Raw genomic sequence first — 26601 nt, 5'->3', positions numbered from 1 at the left:
CTTTCGCTCCTCGCGGGTCCCGCGCTGGCAAGCGAGCCCATCACCTCGGATGATTTTCTGCCCTTCGACGAAGATCAAGCCAAGATCGGGCAGCTGCTCTTCTACGACAAGGTTCTCTCCGGCAACCTCAACATTTCCTGCGGCACCTGCCACCATCACACGCTCCATGGCGGCGATGGCCTGAGCCTCGGGATCGGCGAAGGCGGCGTGGGGATCGGCCCGGAGCGGGTCTCGCTCGGCGGGGCCGACCGCATCCGAAAGCGGATCCCGCGCTCGGCGCCGACGCTGTGGAACCTCGGCCACCGCTCGGTGCGCGTGCTCTTCCATGATGGTCGGCTGAGCATCGATGATCTTTACGGCAACGGCTTCAATTCCCCGGCCGAGGAATGGCTTCCGCAGGGCCTCGACAACATCATCGCCGCGCAGGCCGTGCTGCCGCTCACGGCGCAGTTCGAGATGGCGGGGAACCCGGCGGAAAACGAGGTGGCGGGGGCGGTGCATGACCGGATCGACGCCGCCTGGCCGATCCTCGCCAAGCGCGTCCGGGTGATCCCGGAATACGGCGAGATGTTCGTGGCCGCCTTCCCCGATGTTGGGTCTCCCGAGGAGGTGACGATCGTGGAGATCGCCAACGCGCTCGGGGCCTTCATCGGCTCGGAATGGCAAAGCTACGACAGCCCCTATGACGACTGGCTCCGGGACGGGACGCCCCTGCCCGCCGCCGCCGAACGGGGCCGAAAGCTCTTCTTCGGCAAAGCAAGCTGTCATACCTGCCACTCGGGGCCGCTCTTCACCGATCAGGACTTCCACGCCCTCGCGCTCCCCGCTTTCGGCCCGGGCCGCACGCGGCGCTTCGATCCCATGCCGCGCGACGTGGGACGGATGGGAGAGACGGACCTCCTCGAGGATGCTTACCGCTTTCGGACGCCCTCGCTCCGCAACGTGGCGCTCACCGCGCCCTACGGCCATAACGGGGCCTATCCCACGCTGCGCGGGATCCTCGAGCATCACCGCGATCCCCGCGCGGCCCGTGCCGCGTGGCGTCCGACGATGGCAGAGTTGCCCGACGCAGCATGGCTGGAAGCCATTGATTTCGTGATACAATCCGATGCAAGGGAAATGGCTCGGCAAGAGGCCGCGCTCGATCTCGACGGCATCCCCCTCAGCGACGCGGAGCTCAGTGATATCGAGGCCTTCCTTCACGCGCTAACCGGGAAAACGGCGCACACGCGCCCCCTCGGGCGGCCCGACGCCGTGCCCTCGGGCCTCCCCGTCGACTGAGCCAATGGCCGGGCTCCGGCCCCGCGCCTCTAGCGGATCAGGACCCCGAGATCGGCGACATTCGTCCCCGTGGCACCGGTCACGAGAAGCGCACCGGCCGGCTTGAGCGCATGGTAGGCATCGTTGTTTTCGAGCTGCGCGAGGAGGTCTCCGCCCTGCTGCATCGCCGCGAGCCGTTCCGCGTCCACGATCGCGCCAGCGGCATCCGTGGGCCCATCGCGCCCGTCTGTCCCCGCTTGCAGATAGACCCAGTCCCCGCGCCTGAGATGGAGCGCCGCGCGCAGCGCAAGCTCCTGATTGCGCCCGCCTTTTCCGCTGCCGCGCAGGGTCACGGTCGTCTCCCCGCCAAAGAGGTGGATGCCGGGATCGGTCGTTCCCGCCACGCGGCGCGCGGCCTCTTCCACGTCGCCCGTGAGCGCCGGCGCGTGGACATGGACGGGCAGCCCGTAAGCCCGCGCGGCCCCTGCCATGGCCATGACCGACGCGGTGTTCGAGCCCACTAGCTCATTCTCCGCCGCGGGCCCGTCCCAGGCCTCCTCCGGCGCGGCGAGGACCCGGCGCACGGCCTCCGGCACCCGGTTGATGAGCCCTAGCGCCTCGAGCACTTGGGCTGCGTCTGCCCGCGTCCCGAGGGGGGGCGCCGTGGGCCCCGAGGCGATGGTGGAGAGGTCATCACCCACGACGTCCGACAGGATGAGCGCCCGCACCGGCGCGGGCGCCGCCGCCCGAAGGAACCCGCCGCCTTTGAGCCGCGAGAGCGACTGGCGCACCAGGTTCATCTGCGTGATGTCCGCGCCCGAGGCGAGGAGAAGCTCGTTCACCCTGATTTTGTCATCCAATGTCAGGCCCTTGACCGGCGCGGGCAACAGCGCCGAGCCCCCGCCCGACAGGAGCGCGAGCACGTGATCAGCGCGTCCCAGCGCCGCCTCCACCGCCTCCGCGGCCCGGAGGCCTTGCGCGTCCGGGACGGGGTGAGACGCGGCGAAGACCTCCGCCGCTGCCATGTCGCGTGCATTCTCGGGATTGGTGACGATGAGGATCTCGCGCGGGTTCTCGACCTCTGCCCGCACCGCCTCTGCCATGCGGAGCGCCGCCTTGCCCACGGCGATGATCGTCGCACCCGAGGCGACGGGCCGCGCCTTGAGCGCGCGCGCCACCGCATCGCCGGGATCGGCGGCGGCCACGCCAGCCATGAAGATCTCTTGCACCGCGGCCCGTTTTTCTTGCAAGTTCAGTGTCATACGCGATTGAGCTGATGTCGTTTCAGGATGTCGACGAGGAGCGCTCGCGCGCGGCTCCTGTGCCGCCGGTGGAGCCGCTCGGCCTCCGCCGCCTCTCCCCGACGGATCGCGGTGAGGACGGCGCGGTGGTCGGCATTCGAGCCGTGGGGCGGCGGGCGCAGGCGCAGCGTTACGGACCGCGCCCGCCGTACTTGATCGGTGTGCAACGCCACCGTCTCGGCCAGCCGCGCATTGCCCGATGCCGCCACGAGGGCGGTGTGGAAGGCATCGTCCGCATCCGCCCAGGCCTCGAGGTCGCGCCGCGCGAGCGCATCCTCCATGGCATCAATGGCCGTCTCCATGGGCGCGAGTTCCGAGCTCGAGAGCCGCCGCGCCGCGGCCCGCCCCGCTGCCGCAGCCTCTAGCACCGTGAGGACATCGTAGATCTCGTCCATGTCCTCCGGCGAGAGCCCCACCACGCGTGCGCCCCGACGCGGACGTATCGTCACGAGCCCCTGCGCCTCGAGCTTGGTCAACGCTTCGCGTACGGGCGTGCGCGACATGCCGAGCTGGTCCGCGAGCTCCGCCTCGAGATGATCGGATCCCGGCGCGAGTTCCCCCCGAAAGATCAGCTGTCGCAGAGCCTCGGCGGCGCGGGTGGCGGCGGTCTCGCTCATGTGGCCACCCAGCGTTTTTCTTCGTGGGAGAGGTAGATAGCCTCCTCCACTTCGCGAACGGTCACGTAGTCCTGCGCCTCGTTCTCGAAGTGCCCATGGCCCAGAAGCGCGGAGACGACATGGGCCTGCAACGCGTAGACACAATCACCCGCGAAGCCCGGCCAGCTGTTGGGCGGAAAAATGATCCGGGCCTCCCGCGTGCCGAAGTCCCGCTGGGATAGCGCACCGTCCCCCGTGAGCGTGATCGTCCCTTGCGTGCCCTCCAGCAGCGCTTCGCCGAAGGTCAGGCGAGGATCGGGCGTATCGTGGTCAAGGTGGCGGTCGCCATCGAAGACCCCGCGCACGCCGCCGTCGAAGCTGAAGAGCACGTGACCGGCATCCTCGCCCGTCACGGCGGGGTTGAGGTGCCGCAGGTCAGCATAAACCCCCTCGATCGGACCGAGCAGGAAACGAAACGTGTCGATCCAATGCACGGCGGTCTCCTGAATGAGCAGGCGTGGCATCGTCTGGAAATAGGGCTGACGGTCGAGATAGGCGCGCGGCCCCTGCCCGTCGCCGGTGCGAAACCGGAAACTGAGCTGGTGAATGTCGCCGAGCTCGCCCATGGCCTCCTTCATCCGGCGATACCACGGCTGGAAGCGGATATTTTCGTGCACGATCAGGGGGATCCCGGCAGCGTCGGCCTCCCGCGCGAGCGCTGCGGCCTCGGATGCGGAGGTTGTGAAGGGTTTCTGACAGATGATCGCCCGGGGCCCGGCTGCGATGGCCTCGCGCACGAGCGCGGCGTGCGACGGTGGCGGCGACGCGATGTCGATGATGTCGGGCTTGGTGTCGAGGGCCGCGCCGAGGCTCGTGAAGTCGGCCTTTTTTGCCGGGTCCGCATCGACCACGCCCACGAGCTCCGTCTGCGGGTGCCGCCGCCACGCCTCGTGATGGAAGGCGGCGAAGTACCCCGCCCCCACGGTCACGACGCGCAGCATCGTCACAGCGCGGCCTCGACCGCGGCGAAGACATCGGCCGTACCTGCCGTGCCACCAAGGTCACCGGTGAGGACACGGCCCTCTGCAATGACTTTGTCCACCGCGCGCTCGAGACGCTCCGCATCGGCAAGGGGGGCTGTTGCGCCATGGGTCTCGCCGAGCCAACGGAGCATCATGGCCGCCGAGAGGATCATCGCCATGGGATTGGCGAGGCCCTTGCCCACGATGTCGGGCGCGGTGCCGTGGCAGGGCTGGAAGACGGCGTGCGTGTCTCCGATATCGGCGGAGGGGGCGAGGCCCAGCCCGCCCATGAGGCCCGCGCCGAGATCGCTCAGAATATCGCCGAACATGTTTTCGGTCACCATGACGTCGAACCGGTGCGGCTGGTCCACCATCCAGAGCGCCACGGCATCGACATAGCCGTGATCGGCCCCAACATCGGGGTAGCCCTCGGCCACGCCGTCAAAGATCTCCCGAAACCAGGCGAAGGCGCGGAAAACATTGGCCTTGTCCACGCACATCACCCGCCCGGGCCCTTTCCCGGCGGCCTTTCGCGCGCGCGCGAGCTCGAAGGCGAATCGGGACACCCGCTCGCTCGTCCGGCGCGTGAGGCGGAGGGTTTCCTCGGCGTAGTCGTCCGTGACGCGGCCCGTGCCCTTGGTGTGAAAGAGCCCCTCCGTGCTCTCGCGGACAAGGACAAAATCCAGCGCCTCGGTGGCGGCGACCTTCAGGGGGCTCGGCTGCCCCGGGACGATGCGGACCGGGCGCACCCCGGCATAGAGATCGAGCGCGATGCGGAGATCGATCTGGGGGACGATCTCCGTCCCGTCCGGGTAGCGGATGTGGGGAAGCCCCATGGCGGAGAGTAGGATCGCGTCAGCGTCCCGCGCCTGGGCGAGCGAAGCTTCGGGCAGCGCTTTCCCGGTATCTGCATAGCATTGCGCCCCGGCCGGCAGCGTGACGGTGTCGAGGGCATAGTCGGACGCGAGGCGGTCGAGGAGGGCCAGCGTGGGCGCTGTGATCTCCGGCCCGATGCCGTCACCCTCGAAGACGGCGATCCTGAAAGTCTGCGCCACTGGCCTGCCCTCGTTGACGGTTAAATTACGTATACGTTATGAGATACCAGAAAACGGGACAAGGCGGAGCGCGATATGTTTGCAGTGGTGGTCACCTTGGAAATCGCGCCTGGCAAGATGCCGGATTTCCTCACATCCATCCGCCCGAACGCAGCCGCCTCCCTGCGCGATGAACCGGGCTGTCATCGCTTTGACGTGTGCCATGATGATGCCCGGCCCAATGAAGTGTTTCTCTACGAACTCTATGATGATGCCGCGGCTTTCGACGCGCATCTCGCGACCGAGCATTTCAAGATTTTCGACGCCGAGACGGCGCCGATTATCGTCGGCAAGGACGTTCGCACCTATGCGCAGGTCTTCCCGTGAGCTGGCATGTCCACGCGGTCAAATACGCAGAACGCAACGCGCGCACGCGCGCCGACAGCTTCCTCTTCGATGACAATCACGACGCGCCCCATGCCATGGATTATTTCCTCTGGGTGCTTGAGAAGGATGGTCGCCACATCCTTGTGGATACAGGCTATGACGCCGCCGAAGGGGCGGCACGGGGGCGGCCGATCTCGACCGATCCGAGGGAGGCCCTGAAACCGCTGGGCCTCGCGGCAGAGGCCGTGGACGAAGTCATCGTCACGCATCTCCACTACGATCATGCCGGCGGCCTCCACCTTTTTCCGAATGCCACCCTTCACCTCCAGACCGCGGAGATGGCCTTCGCCACCGGGCCCTGCATGTGCCACGACACGCTGCGGGCGCCCTTCACGGCCGATCACGTCTGCGAGGCGGTGAAGCGGGTCTATTCCGGGCGGGTCATTTTTCACGACGGAGACGCCGAGATCGCCGAGGGCGTCACTGTCCATCGGATCGGAGGGCATTCGCGGGGCCTTCAGGCGGTGCGCGTGTTGACCGAAGCCGGATGGCTTTGCCTCGCCTCCGATGCCGCGCACTACTACGAGAATGCGTTTGATCGCAGGCCCTTCCCCATCGTCATTGATGTCGAAGACATGCTCAAGGGCTTCGAGACGCTGCACCGCCTCGCCTCCAGGCCGGGCCTGATCGTGCCGGGCCATGACCCGCTCGTTCGCGCGAATTTCCCGGAGGTCGCGCCCGGGGTCCATCGCCTCGATCGCGGGCCCGATACCGAGCCGGGATGAACCGCCGCGCCAAGCGCTTCCCTTTCGTTTTCGAAAACGGCAACCTCCGCGCATGACCCACCGGCGCTACGCCCTCTACTACACCTGCCCCGAGGGGCTTCTCGCGGACATGGCGGCGGCGTGGCTTGGCTGGGACGCCGCAAACCGTGAAGAGAGACCGCACCCGGAGCTCGGTCTCAACGCGGCCGAGATCACCGAGCGCCCGCGCAAGTACGGCTTCCACGCCACGCTGAAAGCGCCGTTTCGGCTGGCTGTTGGGGCGTCCGCCGCGTCGCTCTCGGAGGCGCTCATTGCGTTTGCGCAAACGCAGGAACCCGTTACGCTCGAAGGGCTGCGGGTTGCCACGCTCGGCAGTTTTGTCGCGCTTGTCCCTGAGATGCGTTCAGACGCATTGGACGATCTCGCCGCGTCCTGCGTCACGCAGTTCGACAGCTTTCGCGCACCCCTCACAGCCGATGAACTCGAGCGACGGAAGCGTACGCGCCTAACGGCATCGCAAGAGGCGCTTCTCGGCAGATGGGGCTACCCCTACGTGCTCGAAGAATTCCGCTTTCACATGACGCTGACCGGCCCGTTGCCAGGGCCCGAGCCGGTGGCCGCGATCCTCAGGGCCCATTTCGCAGCGGCTCTCCCCAGCCCCTTTGTCATCGATGCCGTGAGCTTGTGCGGCGAGCGCGAAGACGGCCGTTTCGAAGTCATCGAACGGGTGCCGCTGAAGGGCTAGACCGCCCAGATTTGGCCACAATTCTGCGCGAGCGTGCCGCCAATCAAGAAAGAAGGCACGCGCAGTCATGAAAGCCACCTTTGCCCTGCTTGCCGCCCTGGCGGCGAGCCCCGCCGCGGCGGATCCCGATGCTGTCTCCGTGCTTCTCGGGGCGCATCACCTCGGTGCGGACGGATTTGAGGAGTTTGTTCCCGGCGTCTTCCTGACATGGCGCGGGACGGTGGATGTCAGCGTCGGCGCCTATCGAAATTCCTACGCCGAACCGTCGGTGTCATTGACCGGCGCGGTCGATCTCTACGAGTGGCAGAACGGCGCGGCACAGGTCTTTGGCGGTCTCGCTTATTATGAGAATGCCGACATCATCACGGATTTCCGCGCGGGCGATTTCGTCCCGCTCCTCGGATTGCAACTCAGGCAGGGACCGGTCTTCTCGCAGATCATTCCGCTCGACGGCAGCCCCGTGGACGGGATCATCACGGTGGGCCTGACCTTCCCGCTCGACTAGGCGCGAAGTCCGGCGATCTCCTCTTCCGAGAGCTGATCGAGCCGCGGCATGAGCTCGAGCAGCTCCCTAGTATAGTCGGATTTCGGGCTCTCGAAGAGCGCGCTCGTTTCCTGAAGCTCCACCAGCTTGCCCTGCCGCATGACGCCCACACGGTCGCACATCTGGCGCACCACCGGCAGATCATGGGAGATGAAGAGCATCGATAGGCCAAGATGCTCCTGCAAATCCTTGAGGATATTGAGAATCTGAGCCTGGATGGAGACGTCGAGCGCAGACGTGGGCTCGTCACAGATGAGAAAGCGCGGCTGCGTGGCCAATGCCCGCGCGATGGAAATGCGCTGCCTTTGACCGCCAGAGAACTCGTGCGGATATTTGCGATGGGCATCCGAGGCGAGGCCCACGCGGTCCAGCAGCTCGCGCACGCGCGGGCCGACCTCCCCGCTCGCCAGGAGCTTGTGGTGAATGAGCGGCTCGGCCACGATGTCACCCACCGACATGCGCGGATTGAGCGACGAAAACGGGTCTTGGAAGATCATCTGGATCTGGCGCCGGTAGCGCGCGATGCCCGCGGCATCGAGGCCCGTCATCTCCTCCCCGTCGAAGATCACCTTGCCATCGTCCACCGGGTAGAGCGTGGCGATCATCCGCGCGACGGTCGACTTGCCGGAGCCGGACTCGCCCACGAGGCCGAAAACCTCGCCGTCCTTGATGTCGAAACTCACCGCGTCCACCGCCGTGAAATACGCGCGCCGGGACGGGATGAGGGAGCCCTTGGACAGGAACCGTTTGGTGAGGCCCTCGACCTCGAGCAGGGTGCCTGATTTCGAGGCCGTTGAGCGGCCCCAGTTGCGCGCGAGGTCCTCGATCTTGAAGGTCGTCTCGCGCCCGCCATAGCTCACCTGTGGGAAGCGGTGGAGCTTGACCTGCGGTCGCGGCACGGCGGCGATGAGGCTCTTTGTGTAATCATGGCTTGGCGCGCCGAGGATCTGGGCCGTGGTGCCCTGCTCCACCACCTTGCCCGCATACATCACCGTGACCTCGTCGGTCGTGTCGGCGATGACGCCCATGTCATGGGTGACGAGGATCACCCCCACCTGCCGCTCGCGCGCTAGCACCTTGATGAGGTCGAGCACCTGCGCCTGAATGCTGACATCGAGCGCGGTGGTGGGCTCGTCGGCCACGATTACGGAGGGCTCCGAGCAGAGCGCGAGCGCGATCACCACGCGCTGCCGCATGCCGCCGGAGAACTGGTGCGGGTACTGATCGAAACGCTCGGCAGGGTTCGGGATGCGTACGCGATCCAGTAGCTCGATCGCGCGCGTCTTCGCGTCAGCCGCCGAGAGCCCGAGATGGAGCTGGATCGTCTCCACGAGCTGCTGACCCACCGTGAAGAGCGGATTGAGGGAGGTGAGCGGGTCCTGGAAGATCATCGCGATCTCCTTGCCCCGGATGCGCCGCTTCTCTTCGGCGTCGAGCCCGTCGATCCGCCGCCCGTTGAGCCAGACCTCGCCCTCGGCGATGCGCGCGGGCGGGTCGAGCAGGCCTATGACGGCGTTGCCGGTCATGGATTTGCCCGCACCGGACTCGCCCACCACACCCCGGATCTCGCCGGGGCGGATGTCGTAGGAGACGTTCTGGACCGGCTGAAACAGGCCGTGCCGCGTCGGGATGTCGACGGTGACGTTGCGGATGGAGAGGACGGGCTCGGTCATGTTTCGCTCCTTCAAAGCGCGGAGGTATCAGCGCTCCGGCGCGCAGGCGCCATGCCCGACCTCCCCCCCGGGAGGGCATACGCCGATGTCGCACCACGAACGGTTGCCCGACTGGCGGCAAGAAGTGCGCATCCATCGTCCGAAGCGATGCCCACCCGAGGTCGGGCATGGCGCCTGCGCGCTTGCGAGTGCAGTGCTTGGGTCATCTGAGCCTCGGGTTGAGCGCGTCGCGGAGCCAATCGCCCAGGAGGTTCACGGCGAGCGCGAGCATGAGGAGCGTCATGGCGGGAAAAAAGAGGATCCACCATTCGCCCGAAAAGAGGAAGCCCTGCCCGATGCGGATGAGCGTGCCGAGCGACGGCTGCGTGGGCGGTGCGCCGACGCCCAGGAAGCTCAGCGTCGCCTCCGCGATGATCGCGAGCGCGAGCGAGATCGTGGCGATGACGAGCACGGGCGACAGCACGTTGGGCATGATATGGCGGACCATGATCGTCATAGGCCCGCGCCCGATCAGTTGGGCCGCGGCCACGTAATCCTTGGACTTCTCCACCAGCGTCGCACCCCGCACCACGCGCGCGAACTGCACCCAGTCGGAGAGGCCGATGGCGAGGATGAGCACCCAGATCGCCATCTGGTCCCGGTATTCCACGGGCGTAATGCCCTTGGCGATGCCGAAGATCAGCATGGCCACGAGGATCGACGGAAAGGTCAGCTGCACGTCCGCCGTGCGCATGATGATCGTCTCGGTCCAGCCGCCGACATAGCCGGAGAGGAGACCGAGGAAGATGCCGAGCGTCATCGCGAAGAGCACCGCGGCCACCCCCACGAAGAGCGAAATGCGCATGCCGTAGAGGATCGTGGAGAAGACGTCGCGGCCCTGGTCATCGGTGCCCATGAGAAAGCTGTCGCCGGTGAACGCATTGGGCGCCATGGGCGCGGTGAAGCCGTTCATGAGATCTAGGCTCGCCGGATCGAACGGGTTCGTGGGCGCGATGAGCGGCGCGAGCACCGCCGACAGGACAAGAAGCACGGTCACGATGAACGACACCACGGCCACGGGCGAGGTGCGAAACGCGTAAAAGAGATCGGACTCGAGGAACCGCGTCATGCCGACACCCTCAGGCGCGGGTCAATGAAGGCATAGAGGATGTCCACGAGAAGATTGATCCCGACGAACATCACCGAGATCAGCATGAGGTAGGCGGCCATGACGGGAATATCGACGAACTGGATCGCATTGATGAAGAGGAGGCCCACGCCGGGCCATTGAAAGACCGTCTCAGTGATGATGGCGAAAGCGATGATCGAGCCGAGCTGGAGGCCGATGACAGTGATGACCGGGACCATCGTGTTCTTCAGCGCGTGGCGGAAATTGATGACGCGGTCCGAGAGGCCTCGGGCTTTCGCGAAGCGGATGTAATCCTGCCTCAGAACCTCGAGCATCTCGGATCGCACCAGGCGCATGATGAGGGTCATTTGATAGAGGCCCAGCGTGATCGACGGCAGGATCAGCGCGCGGAGGCCGGACTCCGTGAGAAAGCCCGTCGACCATCCTCCCACATCGACCGTTTCTCCACGGCCGAAGGACGGCAGCCAGCCGAGCTCCACCGAGAAAAGGTAGATCAGGAGGATGCCGATGAGAAACGTCGGCAGCGACACACCGATGAGCGAGGCGGACATGATGAAATTGGCCGTGAAGCCGTTGCGGCGGATCGCCGTGAAGACGCCGAGCGCGATGCCGAGGACGATGGCGAAGAGGCCAGAGACGGCCGCAAGCTCCAGTGTCGCCGGCGCACGCTCGAGGAGGATCTCGGCCACCGGGCGGCCCTGCCGGAAGGAGACACCGAAGTTCCCCTGCAAGGCCTGTTCGAGGAAGCGGTAATACTGGACAACGAAGGGCTGATCGAGGCCGAGCTGCGCGCGCAGGCGCTCGACATCTTCCATCGTGCGCTCCTGGCCGAGCATATTGTCGATCGGATCGCCGACGAAGCGGAACATCGAGAAGGCAACGAGCCCCGTGATGAGCAGCACGAGGATGGACTGGCCGACGCGTCTGATGATGTAGGAGAGCATAGGCCCGACCTTTTGCGCTTCACGTCCCGGGCCTGACCCGGGACCTCCACCTCAGCGCTCGCAGGGGCAGAGGCCCCGGCTCGAAGGCCGGGGCGCGTATTTCCCTTGAGCAGCCTTAGTTCACCGTCACCCAGCGAAGGATGAAGAAGTTGTCCGGGCGCTGCGTGAGCTCGATCCCCGCGCCGGCACCCCAGACAAGCGGCTGCACATAAAGCGGCACGTAAGCCACCTCGTCCTGCATGATGCCCGCCACCTCATCGAGCATGGCCTGGCGGGCCTCCTCATCGATCTCGGACTGGATCATGGGCAAGAGCTCGTCGATGCGGGCGTTGGAATAGGCGCCGAAGTTCCAGCTGCCGAGGCGCTTTTCCTCGTTGGGCGTGGACGCGAGGAAGCGGATCGGATGCTCGGCATCGAAGGTCCCGGGCGACCAGCCGAGGAGGTACATGTCGAAGTTGTCCGCGCGCAGCTCGGGCCAGTAGTTGGACACGGGCATCGCATCGAGGGTCACGTCCATGCCCGCCTGCGCGAGCATGCCTGTGATGGCCTGGCACACGGCCTCGTCATTCAGATAGCGGTCGTTCGGGCATTTGAACTCGATGGTCTGCCCTGCGAGGCCCGCCTCTTCAACGAGGGCGCGCGCGGCATCCTGGTCAAAGCCGTAAGGCGCGGCCTCGGCATCGGAGTAGCCGCGCATGGCGGGGCTCACGAGCTGGCTGGCCACCTCGGCATTGCCGCGCATGATCGTCTGCAGGATCGCAGGCACGTTCACCGCGCGGGCCACGGCCTCGCGCGCGGCGGGGTCGAGGAACATGTCGTTGGTGGACGGGCCGCCCTCCTGCTGGTCGAAGCCCAGCATGATCACGCGGGCCTCGATGCCCTGGATCACCTGCACATCGGGGTTGCCAGCGAGCCGCGCGACATCCTGGATCGGGACAGGATTGATGAAGTCCACGTCGCCGGACAAAAGCGCGGCCAGCGCGGTGGCCGGGTTCTGGATCGGCGTCATCTCCACGCGCGTCAGGTTATGCTCCACATCCCCCCACCAGCCGGCATGGGGCTCGAGCACTGTCGACAGGTCGGGCTGACGCGAAACGATCTGGAAGGGCCCCGTGCCATTGGCGTTGAGCGTGGCGAAGTTGCCCTGATCCTTGTCGGGGCGCACGGCATCATTGGCCTCGGCCCAGCCGCTGTCCATCATCATCCAGTTGGCGATGCTGTCGGGAAAAATCGGGTTTGGCGCGGTGGTCATGATGTCGACCGTGAAGTCATCGACCCGGATCACCTCGCTCACCGGCGCGAACCAGCTCGAGGTATCAGCCTGCTCCGAGGACGCGCGCTCGTAAGAGAAAATGACGTCATCGGCGTTGAATGCCGAGCCGTCCTGGAAAGTGACGCCCTCGCGGAGGTTGAAGCGCCAGCCCTCTCCGTCTCCGATGGGTTCCCAGCTCACGGCCAGCGAAGGCTCGATGGACATGTCCTTGCCGCGCCGGACGAGGCCTTCGTAGACATTATTCAAGAAGCCGAGCACCGGCGCGGAGTTGACCGCGTGGGGATCCATGGTCTGCGGATCGGTCGTGACGGCGAAGTTGAATTCCTCGGCGCTGGCCGGAAGGGCCAGAACGAGGGCGAGCGCTGTGGAGAAGCGAAGCATGGGACGTTCCTTGGTTGTTGCGGACCAAAGGGAAGGGCCGCCCGGAAACCAGGCGGCCCTCGGGACTTAGTTCATGGTGCTCATGGTGAAATACTTCACCTTGGGCTGATCCTCGGGATCGACCTCGATCCCCACGCCCTCGGCCATGCCCCAGTTCAGCACCTGGTGGTGAATGGGGATGTAAAGCGCTTCGTCCTGCACAACGCGCCAGATATCGGCGATGTCGGCATTGCGCGCCTCGAGGTCGGTGTTCGATGCCAGCGACCTGATCTTGGCGTCGATCTCGTCGTTGTCGAAGCCCGTGCCGTTCCACGTGCCGATGTCGCTCTCGCGGCCATGGACGAGGAAGTTGAAGACGTACTCGCTGTCATAGGTCGGCACGCCCCAGCCCAGCATGTAGAAGTCGGTCTGCCCGTCAGTGATGAGCGGGAAGTGCTGTGCCTTGGGCTTGGCGTCGAGGTTCACCGTGACGCCGATCTGGCCCAGCATGCCCACGGCCGCCTGGCAGATCGCCTCGTCGTTGATGTAGCGGTCGTTGGGGCAATCGAGCCGGATGGAGAAGCCATCGCCATAGCCTGCCTCGGCCATGAGCTCTTGCGCCATGGCGATGTCGGTGGAGGACTCGGCGTCCATCTCCGCGGTCCAGCCATTCACGAAGGGAGGCGCGATCATGCCCGCGGGCTCGGACTGGCCGCGCATGACGACCTGCTGGATGGCATCGCGATTGATGGCCATGGACATGGCCTTGCGCACGCGCACATCGGCGAGCGGGTTGGCCCCGTCGACGTTGTCTGCCTCGATATCGGCCGCGCCCTGGTTCATCCCGAAGAAGATCACCCGGTTCTGCGGCGCCTGCTTGACGACGAGGCCCTCGGCGTCATCGACCCGGGCGAGGTCTTGCACCGGCATGTCCTGAAGGAAATTGACCTCGCCTGACAGGAGCGCCGCCACGCGGGTCGCGGCGTTCTGGATCGGCGTGTAGACGATCTCCGTCACTTCCATGGGGAACTCGTCGATGCCCCAGTAGTCGTCGTTGCGGACCATGACCGTGCGCACGTCGGGCTCACGGGATTGGAGCATGTAGGGCCCGGTGCCGTTGGCGTTCGTGGTGGCAAAGGTGATCTCGCCGCCCTCGAAATCCTGCACGTTCACGGTGTTGTTCGCCTCGGACCAGCCCTTGTCCATGATGAAGAGGTTGGTGAGGTTCGAAGGAAGGATCGGGTTCGGCCCGTCGGTGACCATCTCGATGGTGAAATCGTCGACTGCGCGCACCTCGGTGATCGAGCCGATCAGTTCTTTCATGTCGGAGTTCGGCTGCTTCGCGCGCTCGTAGGAAAACACGACGTCCTCGGCGGTGAACTCTTCGCCCCCGTGGAAGGTCACACCCTCACGAAGTTCGAATATCCAGACGTTTGGATCTTCCTCGCTGGGGGACCACGACGTGGCAAGGGCGGGCTCGAAGGCTCCGGTCGTGTCGCGGATGATGAGCGGCTCGTACATCTGGTGCCGGATCGTGTGCGTCGGCCCCTCGTTCTGCGCGTGGGGATCGAGCGTCAGCGCGTCGCCCGCGCGCGCCCAGCGCAGTGTCTCGGCCGTTGCCAGTGTCGTCGTCGACAAAAGCGTGGCCATGGCCATGAAGCCTGTGAGCTTGGTCATGGTGTTCTCCCTGATCGTGTGTCGTGCCGCCTTGGGACGCGGCCTATCACGATACCTCATCATGCCGCGCGTCGGAGGGAAAGGCCAATCCGATGAAAAACCGGGCACACGCTCGCGCGCTCTTGCATCGATGATCTATTGGCGGGCAGAGCGCCCGCAGGGTGCCGAATTGTCATGCGACATGAGGAGCTTGCCGATTGTTTCTTCCAGAACATTGATTTTTGCCGCGCGATAAATTGTAATCTGGTCCCATTCAAGCGGGTGCCGGAGATGACAAAGACGAGAATTCGGAACATGGAAGAGTTCGCCGCCGTCAGCGGCATCTCACGCCCGACCGTCTCAAAATTCTTCAACGATCCCTCGAGTGTTCGTCCAAAAATTCGCGAGCGCATCGAGGCTGCCCTGCGGGAGCATGAGTATCGGCCCAACATCTACGCGGTGAACCAGAACCGGAAGCTGACGAAGACGATCGGCATTGTCGTGCCTCTTCTCGTCGACCCCTATTTTGCCGAGATCGCGCGCACGCTCGAGGAGCGGTGTATCCACGCGGGCTACCGCCCGACGCTCTTCAGCGCCCATGGCAGCGCGTCTCACGAGGAGGAACTGCTCGACAATCTTCGCGCCCTCAAGCCTGCGGGCGTGCTGCTTGCGCCGCTTGGCCGAACGTCGAACAAGGAGGCCCTCCGCCGCTTCTGCGAAGACGTGCCGACGCTGATCTTCGACAGCTCCGTGGACGAGCTCGGCCTCGCATTCGTGGGCTCCGACAACGCCCAGTTCACCACGCATATCGCCGACTACCTCTGCCGCACGGGGGAGCCCCCTTGCTTCTTCGAGATGAAGACCCCCGCCAACCCCAACGCCCACCGCCGTCGCCAGGCCTACATCAACGCCATGGAGAGCTTCGGCCACGACCCGCAGGTCGTATCGATCGACGGAGAAGGCTGGGGCTTCGAGGAGATCGGGCGCGTGGGCGGCCATGAGGCCCTGGCGAAGGGCCTTTTCAGGACCAACACGGTGCTTTGCAGCAACGACCGCCTCGCCATCGGATTGCTCACAGCCTGCTATGAACGGGGGCTGAAGATCGGGCGCGATCCGGACTGCGCGATTCGTGTGGCAGGCCAGGATGGGCACCCGCATTCGCGCTATACGTGCCCACCGCTGACAACCATTTCCCACGACTATGACACCGTCTCCAAGACCGCGGTCGACACGCTCTTCCGTGCGATCGAGGGCAACGTAGATGCTTGGAAAAGCACGCGAATAGAGGGCAAGCTTCTCATGCGCGACAGCGCCTAGGACCGTGTATTTTTAACGCGCGTAAATAATTCATTGACGCCGCGGCAGTTCCTCCACTAGCGTTGAGAGATCATCCAGTTAGGGAGGAAAACGGATGCGTAAGATGACTGCACTCTGTGCGGCCAGTTCGCTTGCAATCATTGCCAGCTCGGCTGCCTTCGCAGATGGCCACAGCGCGACGATCACGATCGCCACCGTCAATAACGGCGACATGATCCGCATGCAGCGATACACCGACCAATTTACGGAAGAGAGCGGGATCGCGGTCGAGTGGGTGACCCTCGAGGAGAACGTCCTTCGCCAGCGTGTCACCACTGACATCACCACGAATGGCGGTGCTTTCGACATCATGACGATCGGGATGTACGAAGCCCCGATCTGGGGCTCCAATGAGTGGCTCGTGCCGCTCGATGATCTTTCCGCCGAGTACGACGTCGACGACATCCTGCCCGCCATGCGTGGGGGTCTGAGCCACGACGGCACGCTCTTTGCGGCACCGTTTTACGGCGAAAGCTCCATGGTCATGTTCCGCACCGACCTGATGGAGGCAGCCGGTCTGGAGATGCCTGACGCGCCGAGCTGGGAATTCATCCGTGAGGCAGCGGCGGCAATGACCGACCGCGACAACGACATCAACGGCATCTGCCTGCGTGGCAAGGCTGGCTGGGGTGAAGGCGGCGCCTTCATCAATGCCATGGCCAACTCGTTCGGCGCACGCGTGTTCGATGAAAACTGGAACGCGCAGCTCGACAGCGAAGAGTGGAACAACACCCTCACCTTCTTCGTCGACATGATGAACGAGAGCGGCCCGACGGGCTACGCCACGAACGGCTTCAACGAGAACCTGTCGCTCTTCAATCAGGGCAAGTGCGGCATGTGGATCGACGCCACCGTGGCCGCGTCCTTCGTGACCGGCGATGACAGCACCGTGGCCGACAGCGTGGGTTTCGCGCTGGCACCCGACAACGGTCTGGGCAAGCGCTCCAACTGGCTCTGGGCCTGGGCTCTCGCAATTCCTGCGGGCACCCAGCAGGAGGCCGAGGCCAAGCAGTTCATCGAATGGGCGACCTCCAAGGACTACATTGAACTCGTCGCGGAGAACGAAGGCTGGGCCAATGTCCCTCCGGGCGCGCGGCAGTCGCTCTATGAGACGCCGGAGTATCAGGAGGTGGCCTTCGCCCAAAAGACGCTCGACTCCATCCTGTCCGCTGACCCGAACAATCCGACCGTGGACCCTGTCCCCTACGTCGGCATCCAGTTCGCAGCCATCCCGGAATGGGCCGGCTTCTGGACCGAGGTGAGCCAGGAGTTCTCGGCGGTCTATGCCGGGCAGCAGTCGGTCGACGAGGCACTCGGCAAGGCGCAGGCCATCGTGAACGACGCGATGGAAGCGGCGGGCTACCGCTAGAAACGGGTCCTCCCAGTCCGGGGGCGGCGCAAGTTGCCCTCGGATTTCCCTTTCGAGCCAACACGGCCACCGCCACGAGCGCTGGTCTGCATGTTGGACGCTTCCCATGAAGCCGATCGAAACGCCTGATCCAGAAAGCTGACCGATGGCAACCAAAGCCTCCCGATCTGCAGCCCGCGTGATGATGGCCCCGGCGGTCATCCTGCTTCTCGGCTGGATGCTCGTGCCGCTCACGATGACGCTCTTCTTTTCGTTCAAGCGCTACCTGCCCCTGCGCGGGGACAGCCTGGAGCGCGGCTTGGACTGGGTCGGCTTCGAGAATTACGCCCGCTTCCTGTCTTCGAGCTCTTTCTGGCCCAGTGTGCAAACGACGCTTGTCATGGTCGGCGGCGTGCTCCTGATCACGGTGGTTCTTGGCGTGCTGCTCGCGATGCTCCTTGATCAGCCGATGTGGGGTCAGGGAGCCGTGCGGATCCTCGTCATCGCACCGTTTTTCGTGATGCCGACCGTCTCCGCGCTGGTCTGGAAGAACATGCTCATGGACCCGGTGAACGGCATCTTCGCGCATCTTTGGCGCTTCTTCGGGGCTGACCCGATCTCCTGGCTCTCGGACGTGCCGCTCGGCTCCATCGTCCTCATCGTGTCCTGGCAATGGCTGCCGTTCGCGACGCTGATCCTGCTCACGGCGATCCAGTCGCTCGACAGCGAACAGCTCGAAGCCGCCGAGATGGACGGGGCACCGCCGCTCAAGCGCTTCTGGCACATCGTGCTGCCGCATCTGAGCCGCGCGATCACGATCGTGATCCTGATCCAGACCATTTTCCTCCTGTCGATTTTCGCGGAGATCTTCGTGACGACGGGCGGCGCCTTCGGGACCCGGACGCTCACCTACCTCATTTTCCAGCGCGTCATCGACAGCCAGAACATCGGACTAGGGTCCGCGGGCGGCGTTTACGCAATCATCCTTGCCAACATCGTGGCGATCTTCCTCATGCGCATTGTCGGGAAGAACCTCGATGCCTGATCGTTGCCCCTCCCCTGCCCCGCGCACCGCCGCGCGTCCCCCTCTGCACATGAGGGCCACGCGCCCAACGGGAAGGACCTGACATGGCCCGCGCCATCACGCCCCGCCGCAAGATCCTCACCACGGCCGCCGCCTGGACGATCGCGCTCATCATCTTCTTTCCGATCTACTGGACGATTTTGACCAGCTTCAAAACCGAGGCGCAGGCGATCAACGACCCGCCGCTCTTCTTCAACTTCGATTGGACGTTGGAGAACTACGCGGTGGTGCAGGACCGCTCCGACTACATGCGCTTCCTTTGGAACTCCGTCTTCATCGCCGGGGGCTCCACGCTCCTTGGCATCCTCATCGCGGTGCCGGCCGCGTGGTCCATGGCGTTCGTGCCCTCGCGGCGCACGAAGGACATCCTGCTCTGGATGCTCTCCACGAAGATGCTGCCTGCGGTCGGGGTTCTTTATCCGATCTCGCTTATCTTCGTGGAGTTCAATCTTCTGGACACGCGGGGCGGGCTCATTCTCGTGCTGATGCTGATCAACCTGCCGATCATCGTTTGGATGCTCTACACCTACTTCAAGGAAATCCCCGGCGAGATCCTCGAGGCCGCGCGCATGGACGGCGCGCGTCTGCGCGAAGAAATCCTCTACGTGCTGACCCCCATGGCCGTGCCGGGGATCGCCTCCACCGTTCTCCTGAACTTCATTCTCGCCTGGAACGAGGCGTTCTGGACGTTGAACCTGACAGCCGCGAGCGCCGCGCCGCTCACCGCCTTCATCGCGAGCTATTCGAGCCCCGAGGGCCTCTTCTTCGCCAAGCTCAGCGCGGCCTCCACCATGGCCATCGCGCCGATCCTCATCCTCGGCTGGTTCAGCCAAAAGCAACTCGTCCGCGGCCTCACCTTCGGTGCCGTGAAATAAAGCTCTGCCGAAGCCAGGCCGACGCGCAAAGGAAAACGCATGGGACAGATCCAACTCAATCAGGTCACCAAAAGCTTCGGGGATGTGGAAGTCATCCCGCCTCTCGATCTCACCATTGAGGACGGGGAGTTCACGGTGTTCGTGGGCCCGTCCGGATGCGGCAAGTCCACGCTTCTCAGGCTCATCGCGGGCCTCGAGGACATCACCACCGGCGCCATCGAGATCGACGGCAAAGACGCCACATCCGTCGTCCCGGCACGGCGGGGGCTCGCCATGGTCTTCCAGTCCTATGCGCTCTACCCGCATATGAGTGTCCGCAAGAACATCGCCTTTCCGCTGCGCATGGCCAAGCTCGACCCCTCCGAAATCACGAGGCGGGTGGAGGGTGCCGCAGCCGTCCTCAATCTCACCGACTACCTCGACCGGCGCCCGGGCCAGCTCTCGGGCGGCCAGAGGCAGCGCGTGGCGATCGGGCGCGCCATCGTGCGAGAGCCCGCGGCCTTCCTCTTCGACGAGCCCCTCTCCAATCTCGACGCGGCCCTGCGCGTGGGCATGCGGCTCGAGATCAGCGAGCTTCACGAGCGCCTCAAGACGACGATGATCTACGTGACCCACGACCAGGTGGAAGCCATGACGATGGCCGACAAGATCGTCGTGCTGCAGGCCGGGGTCATCGAACAGGTCGGCAGCCCGCTGGAGCTATACCGGACGCCCCGCAATCTCTTCGTCGCCGGGTTCATCGGGTCGCCCAAGATGAACCTCATCACCGGGGAGGCGGCAAAAAGCCATGGCGCTCAAACCATCGGCATCCGCCCGGAGCATATCGACGTCGTGCAAGATGGCGGGGAATGGTCGGGCACCGTGGGCGTGGCCGAGCATCTCGGGTCGGACACGTTCTTTCACATCCACAACACTGGCCTCGCCGAGACACTCACCGTGCGCGCCATCGGGGATGTGAGCCTCCGCCATGGGGACACGATCCACCTCTCACCGCGCCACGACGAGATCCACCGCTTTGGTCCTGACGGGCTGCGGCTCGCCTGATATGCGGCTCGCTGGAAAGACAGCGCTCATCACGGGCGCCGCCCGCGGCATCGGTCGAAGCTTTGCGGAAGCCTATGTGAGGGAAGGCGCGCGCGTCGTGATCGGGGATATCGACGTGCTCCGGGCAGAGGCAACGGCCGCGGAGATCGGCGAGGCCGCCCACGCGGTGGAGATGGACGTCACGGATCCTCGGAGCATCGAGGCCGCGATCGCGCAGAGCGAGGCAACGTTCGGGCCCGTGGACATTCTGGTCAACAATGCAGCGCTCTTCACGGCGGCGCCGATCGTGGACATCGAGCGCGCCGATTATGCCCGCGTCTTCGACATCAATGTCGCCGGGACGCTTTTCACCCTTCAGGCCGTCGCGCGGCACATGATCAAGCACGGGACCAAGGGCACGATCATCAACATGGCGAGCCAGGCAGGCCGAAGGGGAGAGCCCCTCGTCGCCGTCTATTGCGCCTCCAAGGCCGCCGTGATCTCGCTCACGCAATCCGCCGGGCTCGACCTCATTCGCCACGGCATCAACGTCAACGCCATTGCGCCCGGCGTCGTGGATGGCGAGCATTGGGACGGGGTCGATGCCTTCTTTGCCAAATACGAAGGCAAGGCGCCCGGTCAGAAGAAAAAAGAGGTCGGCGCGGCCGTGCCCTTCGGGCGCATGGGTACCGCGCAGGACCTGGCAGGCATGGCAGTCTTCCTCGCGACCCCGGAGGCCGACTATATCGTCGCCCAGACCTTCGGTGTGGATGGCGGTAATTGGATGAGCTGATGGCAGAGGGCCCGGTCAAACTCAGCGACGCGAACCTCGGCAATCTGCCCGCGGAGGTCCTCGTACCGCGCTACGATCGCTCGCGCCTCACACCGGGCATTGTGCATATCGGCCTCGGCAATTTTCACCGGGCGCATCAGGCGTGGTACCTCCACCGACTCATGCAGGAGGGCAAGGCGCTCGACTGGGCGATCATCGGCGCCGGTGTGAGACCCGCTGACGCTGCCATGCGCGAGCGCCTCACATCTCAGGATTGCCTGACCACGCTCATCGAGCTCGACCCGTCGAGCACGTCGACGGAAGTGACGGGCGCGATGATCGACTTTCTTCCGATCGAGGAAGGGCATGGCGCCCTGATCGACATGATGGCACGCTCCGAGATCCGCATCGTGGCGCTGACGGTGACGGAAGGCGGATACTACCGCGATGGGCATGGCGCCCTCGACACCACGCATCCCGACATCATGCACGACGCGGAGCACCCGCGGTCACCGCGCACCGCGTTTGGCGCCATGGTGGAGGCCCTCAGACGCAGGCGGGACGCGGGGGAGAGCGCCTTCACCGGACAGTGCTGTGACAATCTTCAGCACAATGGCGACGTGCTGAAACAGACGGTCGTCGGGCTTGCCCGGATGGCCGATCCGGATCTTGCGGGCTGGATCGAGGCCAACGCATCCTTCCCCAATGCCATGGTGGACTGCATCGTGCCCGCCACCGGTCCCAGTGAGCTCGCTCTCGCGCGGGACCTCGGGATCGAGGACGCAGCCCCGGTCACGCACGAGAACTTCCGGCAATGGGTCATCGAAGATCGCTTTTGCGCGGGTCGCCCCCCTTGGGAAGACGCGGGCGCGACACTCACGAATGATGTGCATCTCTACGAGACGATGAAAATCCGGATGCTCAATGCCGGGCACCAGATGCTGGCCAATGTGGGAGAGCTCCTCGGCGCGCCCACCATCGCCGCCTGCATGGCCGACGACGACATCGCCGCCTTTTTCCGCAAGGCACAGTCAGAAGAAGTCGCGCCCTATGTGGCCGCCGTCCCGGGGATGACACCCCTCGAGTACCTCAAGCTGATCGAGCGCCGCTTCGCAAACGACAAGATCCATGACACCACGCGGCGTGTGGCCTTCGATGGCTCCTCGCGGCATCCCGGCTTCGTCCTTCCGATCCTGCGCGACGCCATCGCAGCCGGGGGCTCTGTCGAAGGTCTCGCGCTCACCGAGGCCCTCTGGGCGCGCATGTGCGCGGGCACCAGCGAAGATGGCCGCGTGATCGAGCCCAATGACCCGCATTGGGATGCCCTGCAAAAGGCCGCCGAGCGTGCGCGTGGCGCTCCTAGAGCTTGGATCGAGCAACGGCATGTCTACGATGAGCTGGCAAAAAACCGAGGCTTCGCCGACCACTTCTGCGACTGGCTGGAGATGATTTGGAACGACGGCAGTCGCGCGGCCATCACGCGGTATGCGCAGGCGGGCTCGGCCTGACATCGCCCAAAGAGCCGCAATGGTGCCCCCAGAGAGACTCGAACTCCCGACCCACTGATTACAAATCAGTTGCTCTACCAGCTGAGCTATAGGGGCACGGCAGGGCAGATACGCGGTGCCGTGAGAGCACGCAAGCCCTTCGCGCGGCTTCGGCTGTGGTTGCGCGCCATCCGAAATCCGGAAATAACATCGATGCCGTCACCACGAGCCAAGAAAGCCTCCCTAGGCCCGAGCAAGCATGGAAATCGTTTACCATATCGGCGCGCACGAGACCGATGAAGACCGGCTCCTGAGGTGTCTCCTCAAAAACCGAGAGAGCCTTGCCGAGCGCGGGATCGCGGTCCCCAATCCGGGGCGCTACAGGAAACTCGTCCGGGAAACGCTTCAGGCCATGGCCGGCGGCACGCAGCCCGCGGTGAGCCGCGACGAGATGCTCGACGCCATCCTCGGAGATGACGAGGCCGACCGCGTGGTCATGAGCAATCCGAACTTCTGCTGCATCTCGGCACGTGTGTTCGAGAACAGGGAATTCTACAGCCTCGGCCCGTCGCGCGTGGAGGCCTTTGGCCGGCTCTTCGAGCGCGACAAGATCGAGCTGCACATGGGCATCAGGAACCCGGCGACCTTCGTGCCCGCGGTGCTCAAGAGCCTGCCAGAGAACGTGCGGGACCAGATCCGGGCAGAGATGGATCCGTTGGCACTGCGGTGGTCTGACGTGATCCTGCGCCTGCGCGAAGCGCTGCCGGCGGCGGAGCTCACGGTCTGGTGCAACGAGGATACGCCACTGATCTGGTCACAGGTCGTGCAAGAGGTCTCCGGGATCGAACACGGGGTGCCGATCGTCGGCGGCTTCGACCTCTTGAGCGAGATCATGACGCAAGAAGGCTTCCAGCGCTTCTTGAGTTACCTAAAGAGCCATCCACCCCAGACGGAGATACAGAAGCGCCGCATCATCGCGGCCTTTCTCGACAAGTTCGCGCTCGAGGAAGAACTTGAGGAAGAGCTCGACATGCCTGGCTGGACGCACGAGGTCGTCGACGCCATGACGCAGGCCTACGAGGAAGACGTCTACGCCATCGAACGCATCCACGGGGTGACGCTGATCACCCCCTGATGCGGGGGTCGGCTCACATGCCGAGCGCGGCCTTGTACATGTCGAGGACGGCTTCTTCCTCGGCGATATCGTCCTTGTCACGCTTCCGCAGTGCCACGATCTTGCGCATGACCTTCGTGTCGTAGCCCCGTGCCTTGGCCTCCGCCATGACCTCTTTCTGCTGCTCCGCGAGGTCCTTCTTCTCTGCCTCGAGGCGCTCGAAGCGCTCGATGAATTGGCGCAGCTCACCGGCAGTGACGCGATAGGAGTCTGATGCGCCGTCGCTGGAGGGATCGGTGGAGAGGTCTGACATCGATGGCTCCTGACTGATGCGTGAGCCGCTCGGATAGTGCGCTGCCGCGCGCGCCGCAAGCGGATTAGAAGGGGTTGGCGCGGACGCCTCGCTCGGTTATCGGGCGCAGGACTACTCAGGAGGTCGCCATGATCATCTCGGCCCTTGCTCCCATTGGTGTGGTGATCACGCTTGTCGGTCTCTCGGGCCTTGGATACTGCATCGCGTCCGCTGCCCGCGCGAAGGCGGCAAAGCTCGACGACGAGGCCATGCGCGCGCGCCTCGCGCAACTGATCCCCTGGAACCTCGGGTCCCTCGCCGTCTCCGCGCTCGGCATCGCGATGCTCGTGATCGGGCTTGCGCTACGCTGAACGCTCAGAGGACGGCGGAGAACCTGTTGCCGTTCTTCACGGCCTCCCGCAGCGTTTCCGACGGTGTCCAGAAGGGATCTCGTCGGGCCAGGTCTTCGAGGCGGCGCAGGTGCCTGAGGAGGCCTGACAGCTCCGCCGCCTTCATCGGACCGCCCCGGTGACGCGGGAACCCGAAGCCGAAGATCATCACCACGTCGATATCCCCTGCCCGTTCCGCAATGCCTTCGTCCAGAAGCCGCCCGCCCTCGTTCATCATCGCCAGAAGGCAGGCCTCCTGAATCGCGTAAGGTTTGAGGCTTTGAGCCTCGTATCCTCGGCGCTCTCGCTCGGCGTCGATCATGGCAAGGAGAGCATCGTCTTCCCTACCCCGGCGGGGATCTTTGGCATCGTCGTAAATGTAGAAGCCGCGTCCGGTCTTTTGGCCGAGCCGGCCCTCCTGGCAGAGCAAGTCGGCGATGTCGAAACGGCGGCCACCGCGAAGCTCCGCGTAGCTCGCGCGAAATGCGGCCGAGATGTCGAGCCCCGAGAGGTCGAAACTCTCGTAGGGGCCAATGCCAAAGCCGTAGGCGCGCATGGCTTCATCGACCTCGTAGGGCGTCGCGCCCCGCGCGAGACAACCGTCCGCGGCGAGCCGGTATGCCGCGAGGAGGCGATTGGCGAGGAGGCCCTCGGTGGCGGTCACGCGGATCGGTTTCTTGCCCAGCGCGGTCGCAAAGGCCATGGCGGTCGCTTCGACCTCGGGCGCGGTATCCGAGCCGACGCCGACTTCCACGAGCGCCTGCACATGGGCGGGCGCGAAAAAGTGCAGGCCCACGAAACGGTCCGGGCGACCGCTCGCCTTCGCCAGCATGTCGATGTCCGAGTAGGAGGTGTTGGAGGCAAGGATGGCGTCCGAGGCCATGACCGCACCGGCGTCGCTCAGCAGGCGCGTCTTGAGCGCGGCGTCTTCGTCCACGCATTCCAGGACCAGCTCGCACCGTGCGATATCCGGGAGGTTCGCAGTGCAGTTCAGGCGCGCCAGTCGCGCATTTCGCGCGGCCTCGGTCAGCCTGCCACGGGCGATGGCGCGATCATAAATGCCCTCGACGCGGGTCCGCGCCGTGACGGCGGCATCAGCGCTCTTCTCGAGGAGCTGGACGGAGCAGCCTGCGTCGAGACAGGTGACGGCGATGCCTGCGCCCATGAGACCGCCTCCGATGAGCCCCACCTTCTGGATCGCCCGGCCGGCCGGCAGCCCCTCGCGGGGCTTCACGGCTTCTCGCACGGCCAGGAAGGCATGACGCAAAGCTGCTGCCTCATTGGTCTCCCGGAGCTCCAAGAAGAGGTCGCGCTCGAGCGCGAGCCCTGCGCGAAACGGCAGCAGGGATGCCGCTTCCAGGCAATCGACAATGGCCGCGGCGGCGCGGGTGGGATGCGAGCTCACGCTCGAGCGGGCCCGGGCAATCGCGGCCTGATACGCCATGCCGTCGGCGAAAGCCTCCCTGCGGTCCTTCGTGGGCTTCAAAGGGTCTTCCCTGAGGGCATGGGCCAGCGCGATACCGGCGGAGAGCAAGTCTCCCTCGACCAAACCGTCGACGAAGGAATGCTCCATCGGCTCTTTCAGCGTCACGGGCTTGCCGCTCAACATCAGCTCAACCGCCGCGTCGATCCCGGCCACGCGCGGGAAGCGCTGCGTGCCGCCCGCGCCGGGGAGAAGTCCGAGGTTGATCTCCGGAAAGCCGATACGCGTGCCTGCGAGCGCCAAGCGGCCATGCGCGGCCAAGGCCAGTTCGTAGCCGCCCCCGAGAGCGGCGCCATGAAGACAGGCCACGACGGGCTTCGTACTCGCTTCCAGCGCGTCGCACAGTTCCGGCAGGGACGGCTCGGCGCTCGGCTGGTCGAATTCGCGGATATCGGCCCCCGCGGAAAAAGCGCGGCCCGTCCCGATGAGCACGATCGCATGGACCGACGTGTCGTCGGACGCCCGCTCGAAAGCCCGAAGCAGCGCCTGGCGCACGGCCTGTGAGAGTGCGTTCACCGGTGGATTGTCGATTTCCAGCACCGCCACGCCGTCTCGCGCACGGTAGCCTACATACTCTGCCATGACGTGCCCCATTTTCCTGGCGGCATCCTTGCCTGCTTGTGGATAACTCTGCGGAAAAGCCCGCCGCGCCGCAAGCCTCGCCGCGCCTATTCAACTTTACGCGCAGAG

At 65.0% G+C, this 26601-nt stretch carries 25 protein-coding genes and 1 tRNA gene; 14 read left to right on the top strand and 12 right to left on the bottom strand.

Annotated features, from left to right (window positions below; all coding sequences use genetic code 11):
• Positions 1-24: 24 nt before the first annotated feature.
• A complete protein-coding gene (locus AAFM92_02660) occupies positions 25-1281 on the top strand; it encodes a cytochrome c peroxidase (GenBank protein ID MEL7299262.1) in 1257 nt (418 codons plus the stop codon).
• Positions 1282-1310: 29 nt separating this feature from the next.
• Here AAFM92_02660 and AAFM92_02655 read toward each other — a convergent pair whose 3' ends face one another.
• The 4 genes from AAFM92_02655 to AAFM92_02640 are packed head-to-tail and all read right to left on the bottom strand — an operon-like array spanning position 1311 to position 5234.
• Positions 1311-2522, bottom strand: a complete 1212-nt coding sequence (locus AAFM92_02655) for a DUF4147 domain-containing protein (GenBank protein ID MEL7299261.1) — start codon at positions 2520-2522, stop codon at positions 1311-1313.
• Positions 2519-3178 (bottom strand): GntR family transcriptional regulator, encoded by a 660-nt coding sequence (locus AAFM92_02650; protein ID MEL7299260.1) that lies wholly within the window; start codon positions 3176-3178, stop codon positions 2519-2521. The genes AAFM92_02655 and AAFM92_02650 overlap by 4 nt, the downstream gene beginning before the upstream one ends.
• Positions 3175-4158: a Gfo/Idh/MocA family oxidoreductase gene (locus tag AAFM92_02645; GenBank protein MEL7299259.1), complete on the bottom strand. Its 984-nt coding sequence runs from the start codon at positions 4156-4158 to the stop codon at positions 3175-3177. Before AAFM92_02645 ends, AAFM92_02650 begins: the two co-directional genes overlap by 4 nt.
• A gap of 2 nt (positions 4159-4160) precedes the next feature.
• On the bottom strand, positions 4161-5234 hold the full coding sequence (locus tag AAFM92_02640; protein MEL7299258.1) for an isocitrate/isopropylmalate family dehydrogenase: 1074 nt from the start codon (positions 5232-5234) through the stop codon (positions 4161-4163).
• Between the two features lie 75 nt (positions 5235-5309).
• Here AAFM92_02640 and AAFM92_02635 point away from each other — a divergent pair, with 75 nt between their 5' ends.
• From AAFM92_02635 to AAFM92_02620, 4 genes are all read left to right on the top strand, one after another.
• A complete protein-coding gene (locus tag AAFM92_02635; GenBank protein MEL7299257.1) occupies positions 5310-5600 on the top strand; it encodes a putative quinol monooxygenase in 291 nt (96 codons plus the stop codon).
• Positions 5597-6385 (top strand): N-acyl homoserine lactonase family protein, encoded by a 789-nt coding sequence (locus tag AAFM92_02630; GenBank protein MEL7299256.1) that lies wholly within the window; start codon positions 5597-5599, stop codon positions 6383-6385. The genes AAFM92_02635 and AAFM92_02630 overlap by 4 nt, the downstream gene beginning before the upstream one ends.
• A gap of 52 nt (positions 6386-6437) precedes the next feature.
• On the top strand, positions 6438-7109 hold the full coding sequence (locus tag AAFM92_02625; GenBank protein MEL7299255.1) for a DUF1045 domain-containing protein: 672 nt from the start codon (positions 6438-6440) through the stop codon (positions 7107-7109).
• Between the two features lie 67 nt (positions 7110-7176).
• Complete coding sequence (locus tag AAFM92_02620; protein ID MEL7299254.1) at positions 7177-7614, top strand: hypothetical protein; 438 nt, start codon at positions 7177-7179, stop codon at positions 7612-7614.
• On the opposite strand, the gene AAFM92_02615 is transcribed toward AAFM92_02620, so the two are convergent.
• The 5 genes from AAFM92_02615 to AAFM92_02595 all read right to left on the bottom strand — a co-directional run bounded on the left by AAFM92_02615 (position 7611) and on the right by AAFM92_02595 (position 14709).
• Complete coding sequence (locus AAFM92_02615) at positions 7611-9326, bottom strand: ABC transporter ATP-binding protein (protein ID MEL7299253.1); 1716 nt, start codon at positions 9324-9326, stop codon at positions 7611-7613. The two genes, AAFM92_02620 and AAFM92_02615, sit on opposite strands and share 4 nt — an antisense overlap.
• Positions 9327-9528: 202 nt before the next feature.
• Positions 9529-10434, bottom strand: coding sequence for an ABC transporter permease (locus tag AAFM92_02610; protein MEL7299252.1), 906 nt, complete (start codon positions 10432-10434; stop codon positions 9529-9531).
• Positions 10431-11399: an ABC transporter permease gene (locus AAFM92_02605; GenBank protein ID MEL7299251.1), complete on the bottom strand. Its 969-nt coding sequence runs from the start codon at positions 11397-11399 to the stop codon at positions 10431-10433. Before AAFM92_02605 ends, AAFM92_02610 begins: the two co-directional genes overlap by 4 nt.
• Positions 11400-11514: 115 nt before the next feature.
• Complete coding sequence (locus AAFM92_02600; GenBank protein MEL7299250.1) at positions 11515-13053, bottom strand: ABC transporter substrate-binding protein; 1539 nt, start codon at positions 13051-13053, stop codon at positions 11515-11517.
• A 66-nt stretch (positions 13054-13119) separates the two neighbouring features.
• A complete protein-coding gene (locus AAFM92_02595; GenBank protein MEL7299249.1) occupies positions 13120-14709 on the bottom strand; it encodes an ABC transporter substrate-binding protein in 1590 nt (529 codons plus the stop codon).
• A 270-nt stretch (positions 14710-14979) separates the two neighbouring features.
• Here AAFM92_02595 and AAFM92_02590 point away from each other — a divergent pair, with 270 nt between their 5' ends.
• The 7 genes from AAFM92_02590 (at position 14980) to AAFM92_02560 (ending at position 22654) form a co-directional block, all read left to right on the top strand.
• Positions 14980-16005 (top strand): LacI family DNA-binding transcriptional regulator, encoded by a 1026-nt coding sequence (locus AAFM92_02590; GenBank protein ID MEL7299248.1) that lies wholly within the window; start codon positions 14980-14982, stop codon positions 16003-16005.
• 94 nt (positions 16006-16099) lie between these two features.
• Entirely contained in the window at positions 16100-17413 is a 1314-nt protein-coding gene (locus tag AAFM92_02585; GenBank protein MEL7299247.1) for a sugar ABC transporter substrate-binding protein, read from the top strand.
• A 145-nt stretch (positions 17414-17558) separates the two neighbouring features.
• Positions 17559-18437: a sugar ABC transporter permease gene (locus AAFM92_02580; protein ID MEL7299246.1), complete on the top strand. Its 879-nt coding sequence runs from the start codon at positions 17559-17561 to the stop codon at positions 18435-18437.
• A gap of 83 nt (positions 18438-18520) precedes the next feature.
• On the top strand, positions 18521-19351 hold the full coding sequence (locus AAFM92_02575; GenBank protein MEL7299245.1) for a carbohydrate ABC transporter permease: 831 nt from the start codon (positions 18521-18523) through the stop codon (positions 19349-19351).
• A 39-nt stretch (positions 19352-19390) separates the two neighbouring features.
• Positions 19391-20395 carry an ABC transporter ATP-binding protein gene (locus tag AAFM92_02570; GenBank protein MEL7299244.1) on the top strand — a complete coding sequence of 335 codons (1005 nt, stop codon included), beginning with the start codon at positions 19391-19393 and terminating at the stop codon, positions 20393-20395.
• A 1-nt stretch (position 20396) separates the two neighbouring features.
• On the top strand, positions 20397-21167 hold the full coding sequence (locus AAFM92_02565; protein ID MEL7299243.1) for an L-iditol 2-dehydrogenase: 771 nt from the start codon (positions 20397-20399) through the stop codon (positions 21165-21167).
• Positions 21167-22654: a mannitol dehydrogenase family protein gene (locus tag AAFM92_02560; protein ID MEL7299242.1), complete on the top strand. Its 1488-nt coding sequence runs from the start codon at positions 21167-21169 to the stop codon at positions 22652-22654. Before AAFM92_02565 ends, AAFM92_02560 begins: the two co-directional genes overlap by 1 nt.
• Before the next feature lie 20 nt (positions 22655-22674).
• Here the strand turns inward: AAFM92_02560 and AAFM92_02555 are convergent.
• Positions 22675-22750: transfer RNA gene (locus tag AAFM92_02555), tRNA-Thr, on the bottom strand.
• A 142-nt stretch (positions 22751-22892) separates the two neighbouring features.
• On the opposite strand from AAFM92_02555, the gene AAFM92_02550 reads away from it, so the two are divergent.
• The gene (locus AAFM92_02550) at positions 22893-23768 is read left to right on the top strand and encodes a hypothetical protein (protein ID MEL7299241.1); all 876 of its coding nucleotides are present in this window, start codon (positions 22893-22895) and stop codon (positions 23766-23768) included.
• Between the two features lie 13 nt (positions 23769-23781).
• On the opposite strand, the gene AAFM92_02545 is transcribed toward AAFM92_02550, so the two are convergent.
• Positions 23782-24060, bottom strand: coding sequence for a DUF2312 domain-containing protein (locus tag AAFM92_02545; protein ID MEL7299240.1), 279 nt, complete (start codon positions 24058-24060; stop codon positions 23782-23784).
• A gap of 128 nt (positions 24061-24188) precedes the next feature.
• Between AAFM92_02545 and AAFM92_02540 the strand changes: the two genes are divergently transcribed.
• Positions 24189-24410, top strand: coding sequence for a hypothetical protein (locus AAFM92_02540; protein ID MEL7299239.1), 222 nt, complete (start codon positions 24189-24191; stop codon positions 24408-24410).
• A 4-nt stretch (positions 24411-24414) separates the two neighbouring features.
• On the opposite strand, the gene AAFM92_02535 is transcribed toward AAFM92_02540, so the two are convergent.
• Positions 24415-26493: a 3-hydroxyacyl-CoA dehydrogenase NAD-binding domain-containing protein gene (locus AAFM92_02535; GenBank protein MEL7299238.1), complete on the bottom strand. Its 2079-nt coding sequence runs from the start codon at positions 26491-26493 to the stop codon at positions 24415-24417.
• Between the last annotated feature and the right edge of the window lie 108 nt (positions 26494-26601).

The organism is Pseudomonadota bacterium (assembly GCA_038533575.1).
Taxonomy (GTDB): Bacteria; Pseudomonadota; Alphaproteobacteria; order Rhodobacterales; family Rhodobacteraceae; genus Shimia_B.
This window is presented reverse-complemented; position numbering and strand designations above follow the sequence as displayed.

Bases quoted from the DNA above. Each gene is read 5' to 3' on its own strand.
- AAFM92_02580 (MEL7299246.1), top strand. From the start codon at position 17,559: ATGGCAACCAAAGCCTCCCGATCTGCAGCCCGCGTGATGATGGCCCCG.
- AAFM92_02610 (MEL7299252.1), bottom strand. From the start codon at position 10,434: ATGACGCGGTTCCTCGAGTCCGATCTCTTTTACGCGTTTCGCACCTCG.
- AAFM92_02605 (MEL7299251.1), bottom strand. From the start codon at position 11,399: ATGCTCTCCTACATCATCAGACGCGTCGGCCAGTCCATCCTCGTGCTG.
- AAFM92_02535 (MEL7299238.1), bottom strand. From the start codon at position 26,493: ATGGCAGAGTATGTAGGCTACCGTGCGCGAGACGGCGTGGCGGTGCTG.
- AAFM92_02550 (MEL7299241.1), top strand. From the start codon at position 22,893: ATGGAAATCGTTTACCATATCGGCGCGCACGAGACCGATGAAGACCGG.
- AAFM92_02625 (MEL7299255.1), top strand. From the start codon at position 6,438: ATGACCCACCGGCGCTACGCCCTCTACTACACCTGCCCCGAGGGGCTT.
- AAFM92_02615 (MEL7299253.1), bottom strand. From the start codon at position 9,326: ATGACCGAGCCCGTCCTCTCCATCCGCAACGTCACCGTCGACATCCCG.
- AAFM92_02655 (MEL7299261.1), bottom strand. From the start codon at position 2,522: ATGACACTGAACTTGCAAGAAAAACGGGCCGCGGTGCAAGAGATCTTC.
- AAFM92_02560 (MEL7299242.1), top strand. From the start codon at position 21,167: ATGGCAGAGGGCCCGGTCAAACTCAGCGACGCGAACCTCGGCAATCTG.
- AAFM92_02565 (MEL7299243.1), top strand. From the start codon at position 20,397: ATGCGGCTCGCTGGAAAGACAGCGCTCATCACGGGCGCCGCCCGCGGC.
- AAFM92_02545 (MEL7299240.1), bottom strand. From the start codon at position 24,060: ATGTCAGACCTCTCCACCGATCCCTCCAGCGACGGCGCATCAGACTCC.
- AAFM92_02540 (MEL7299239.1), top strand. From the start codon at position 24,189: ATGATCATCTCGGCCCTTGCTCCCATTGGTGTGGTGATCACGCTTGTC.
- AAFM92_02575 (MEL7299245.1), top strand. From the start codon at position 18,521: ATGGCCCGCGCCATCACGCCCCGCCGCAAGATCCTCACCACGGCCGCC.
- AAFM92_02620 (MEL7299254.1), top strand. From the start codon at position 7,177: ATGAAAGCCACCTTTGCCCTGCTTGCCGCCCTGGCGGCGAGCCCCGCC.
- AAFM92_02645 (MEL7299259.1), bottom strand. From the start codon at position 4,158: ATGCTGCGCGTCGTGACCGTGGGGGCGGGGTACTTCGCCGCCTTCCAT.
- AAFM92_02595 (MEL7299249.1), bottom strand. From the start codon at position 14,709: ATGACCAAGCTCACAGGCTTCATGGCCATGGCCACGCTTTTGTCGACG.
- AAFM92_02600 (MEL7299250.1), bottom strand. From the start codon at position 13,053: ATGCTTCGCTTCTCCACAGCGCTCGCCCTCGTTCTGGCCCTTCCGGCC.
- AAFM92_02585 (MEL7299247.1), top strand. From the start codon at position 16,100: ATGCGTAAGATGACTGCACTCTGTGCGGCCAGTTCGCTTGCAATCATT.
- AAFM92_02590 (MEL7299248.1), top strand. From the start codon at position 14,980: ATGACAAAGACGAGAATTCGGAACATGGAAGAGTTCGCCGCCGTCAGC.
- AAFM92_02650 (MEL7299260.1), bottom strand. From the start codon at position 3,178: ATGAGCGAGACCGCCGCCACCCGCGCCGCCGAGGCTCTGCGACAGCTG.
- AAFM92_02635 (MEL7299257.1), top strand. From the start codon at position 5,310: ATGTTTGCAGTGGTGGTCACCTTGGAAATCGCGCCTGGCAAGATGCCG.
- AAFM92_02570 (MEL7299244.1), top strand. From the start codon at position 19,391: ATGGGACAGATCCAACTCAATCAGGTCACCAAAAGCTTCGGGGATGTG.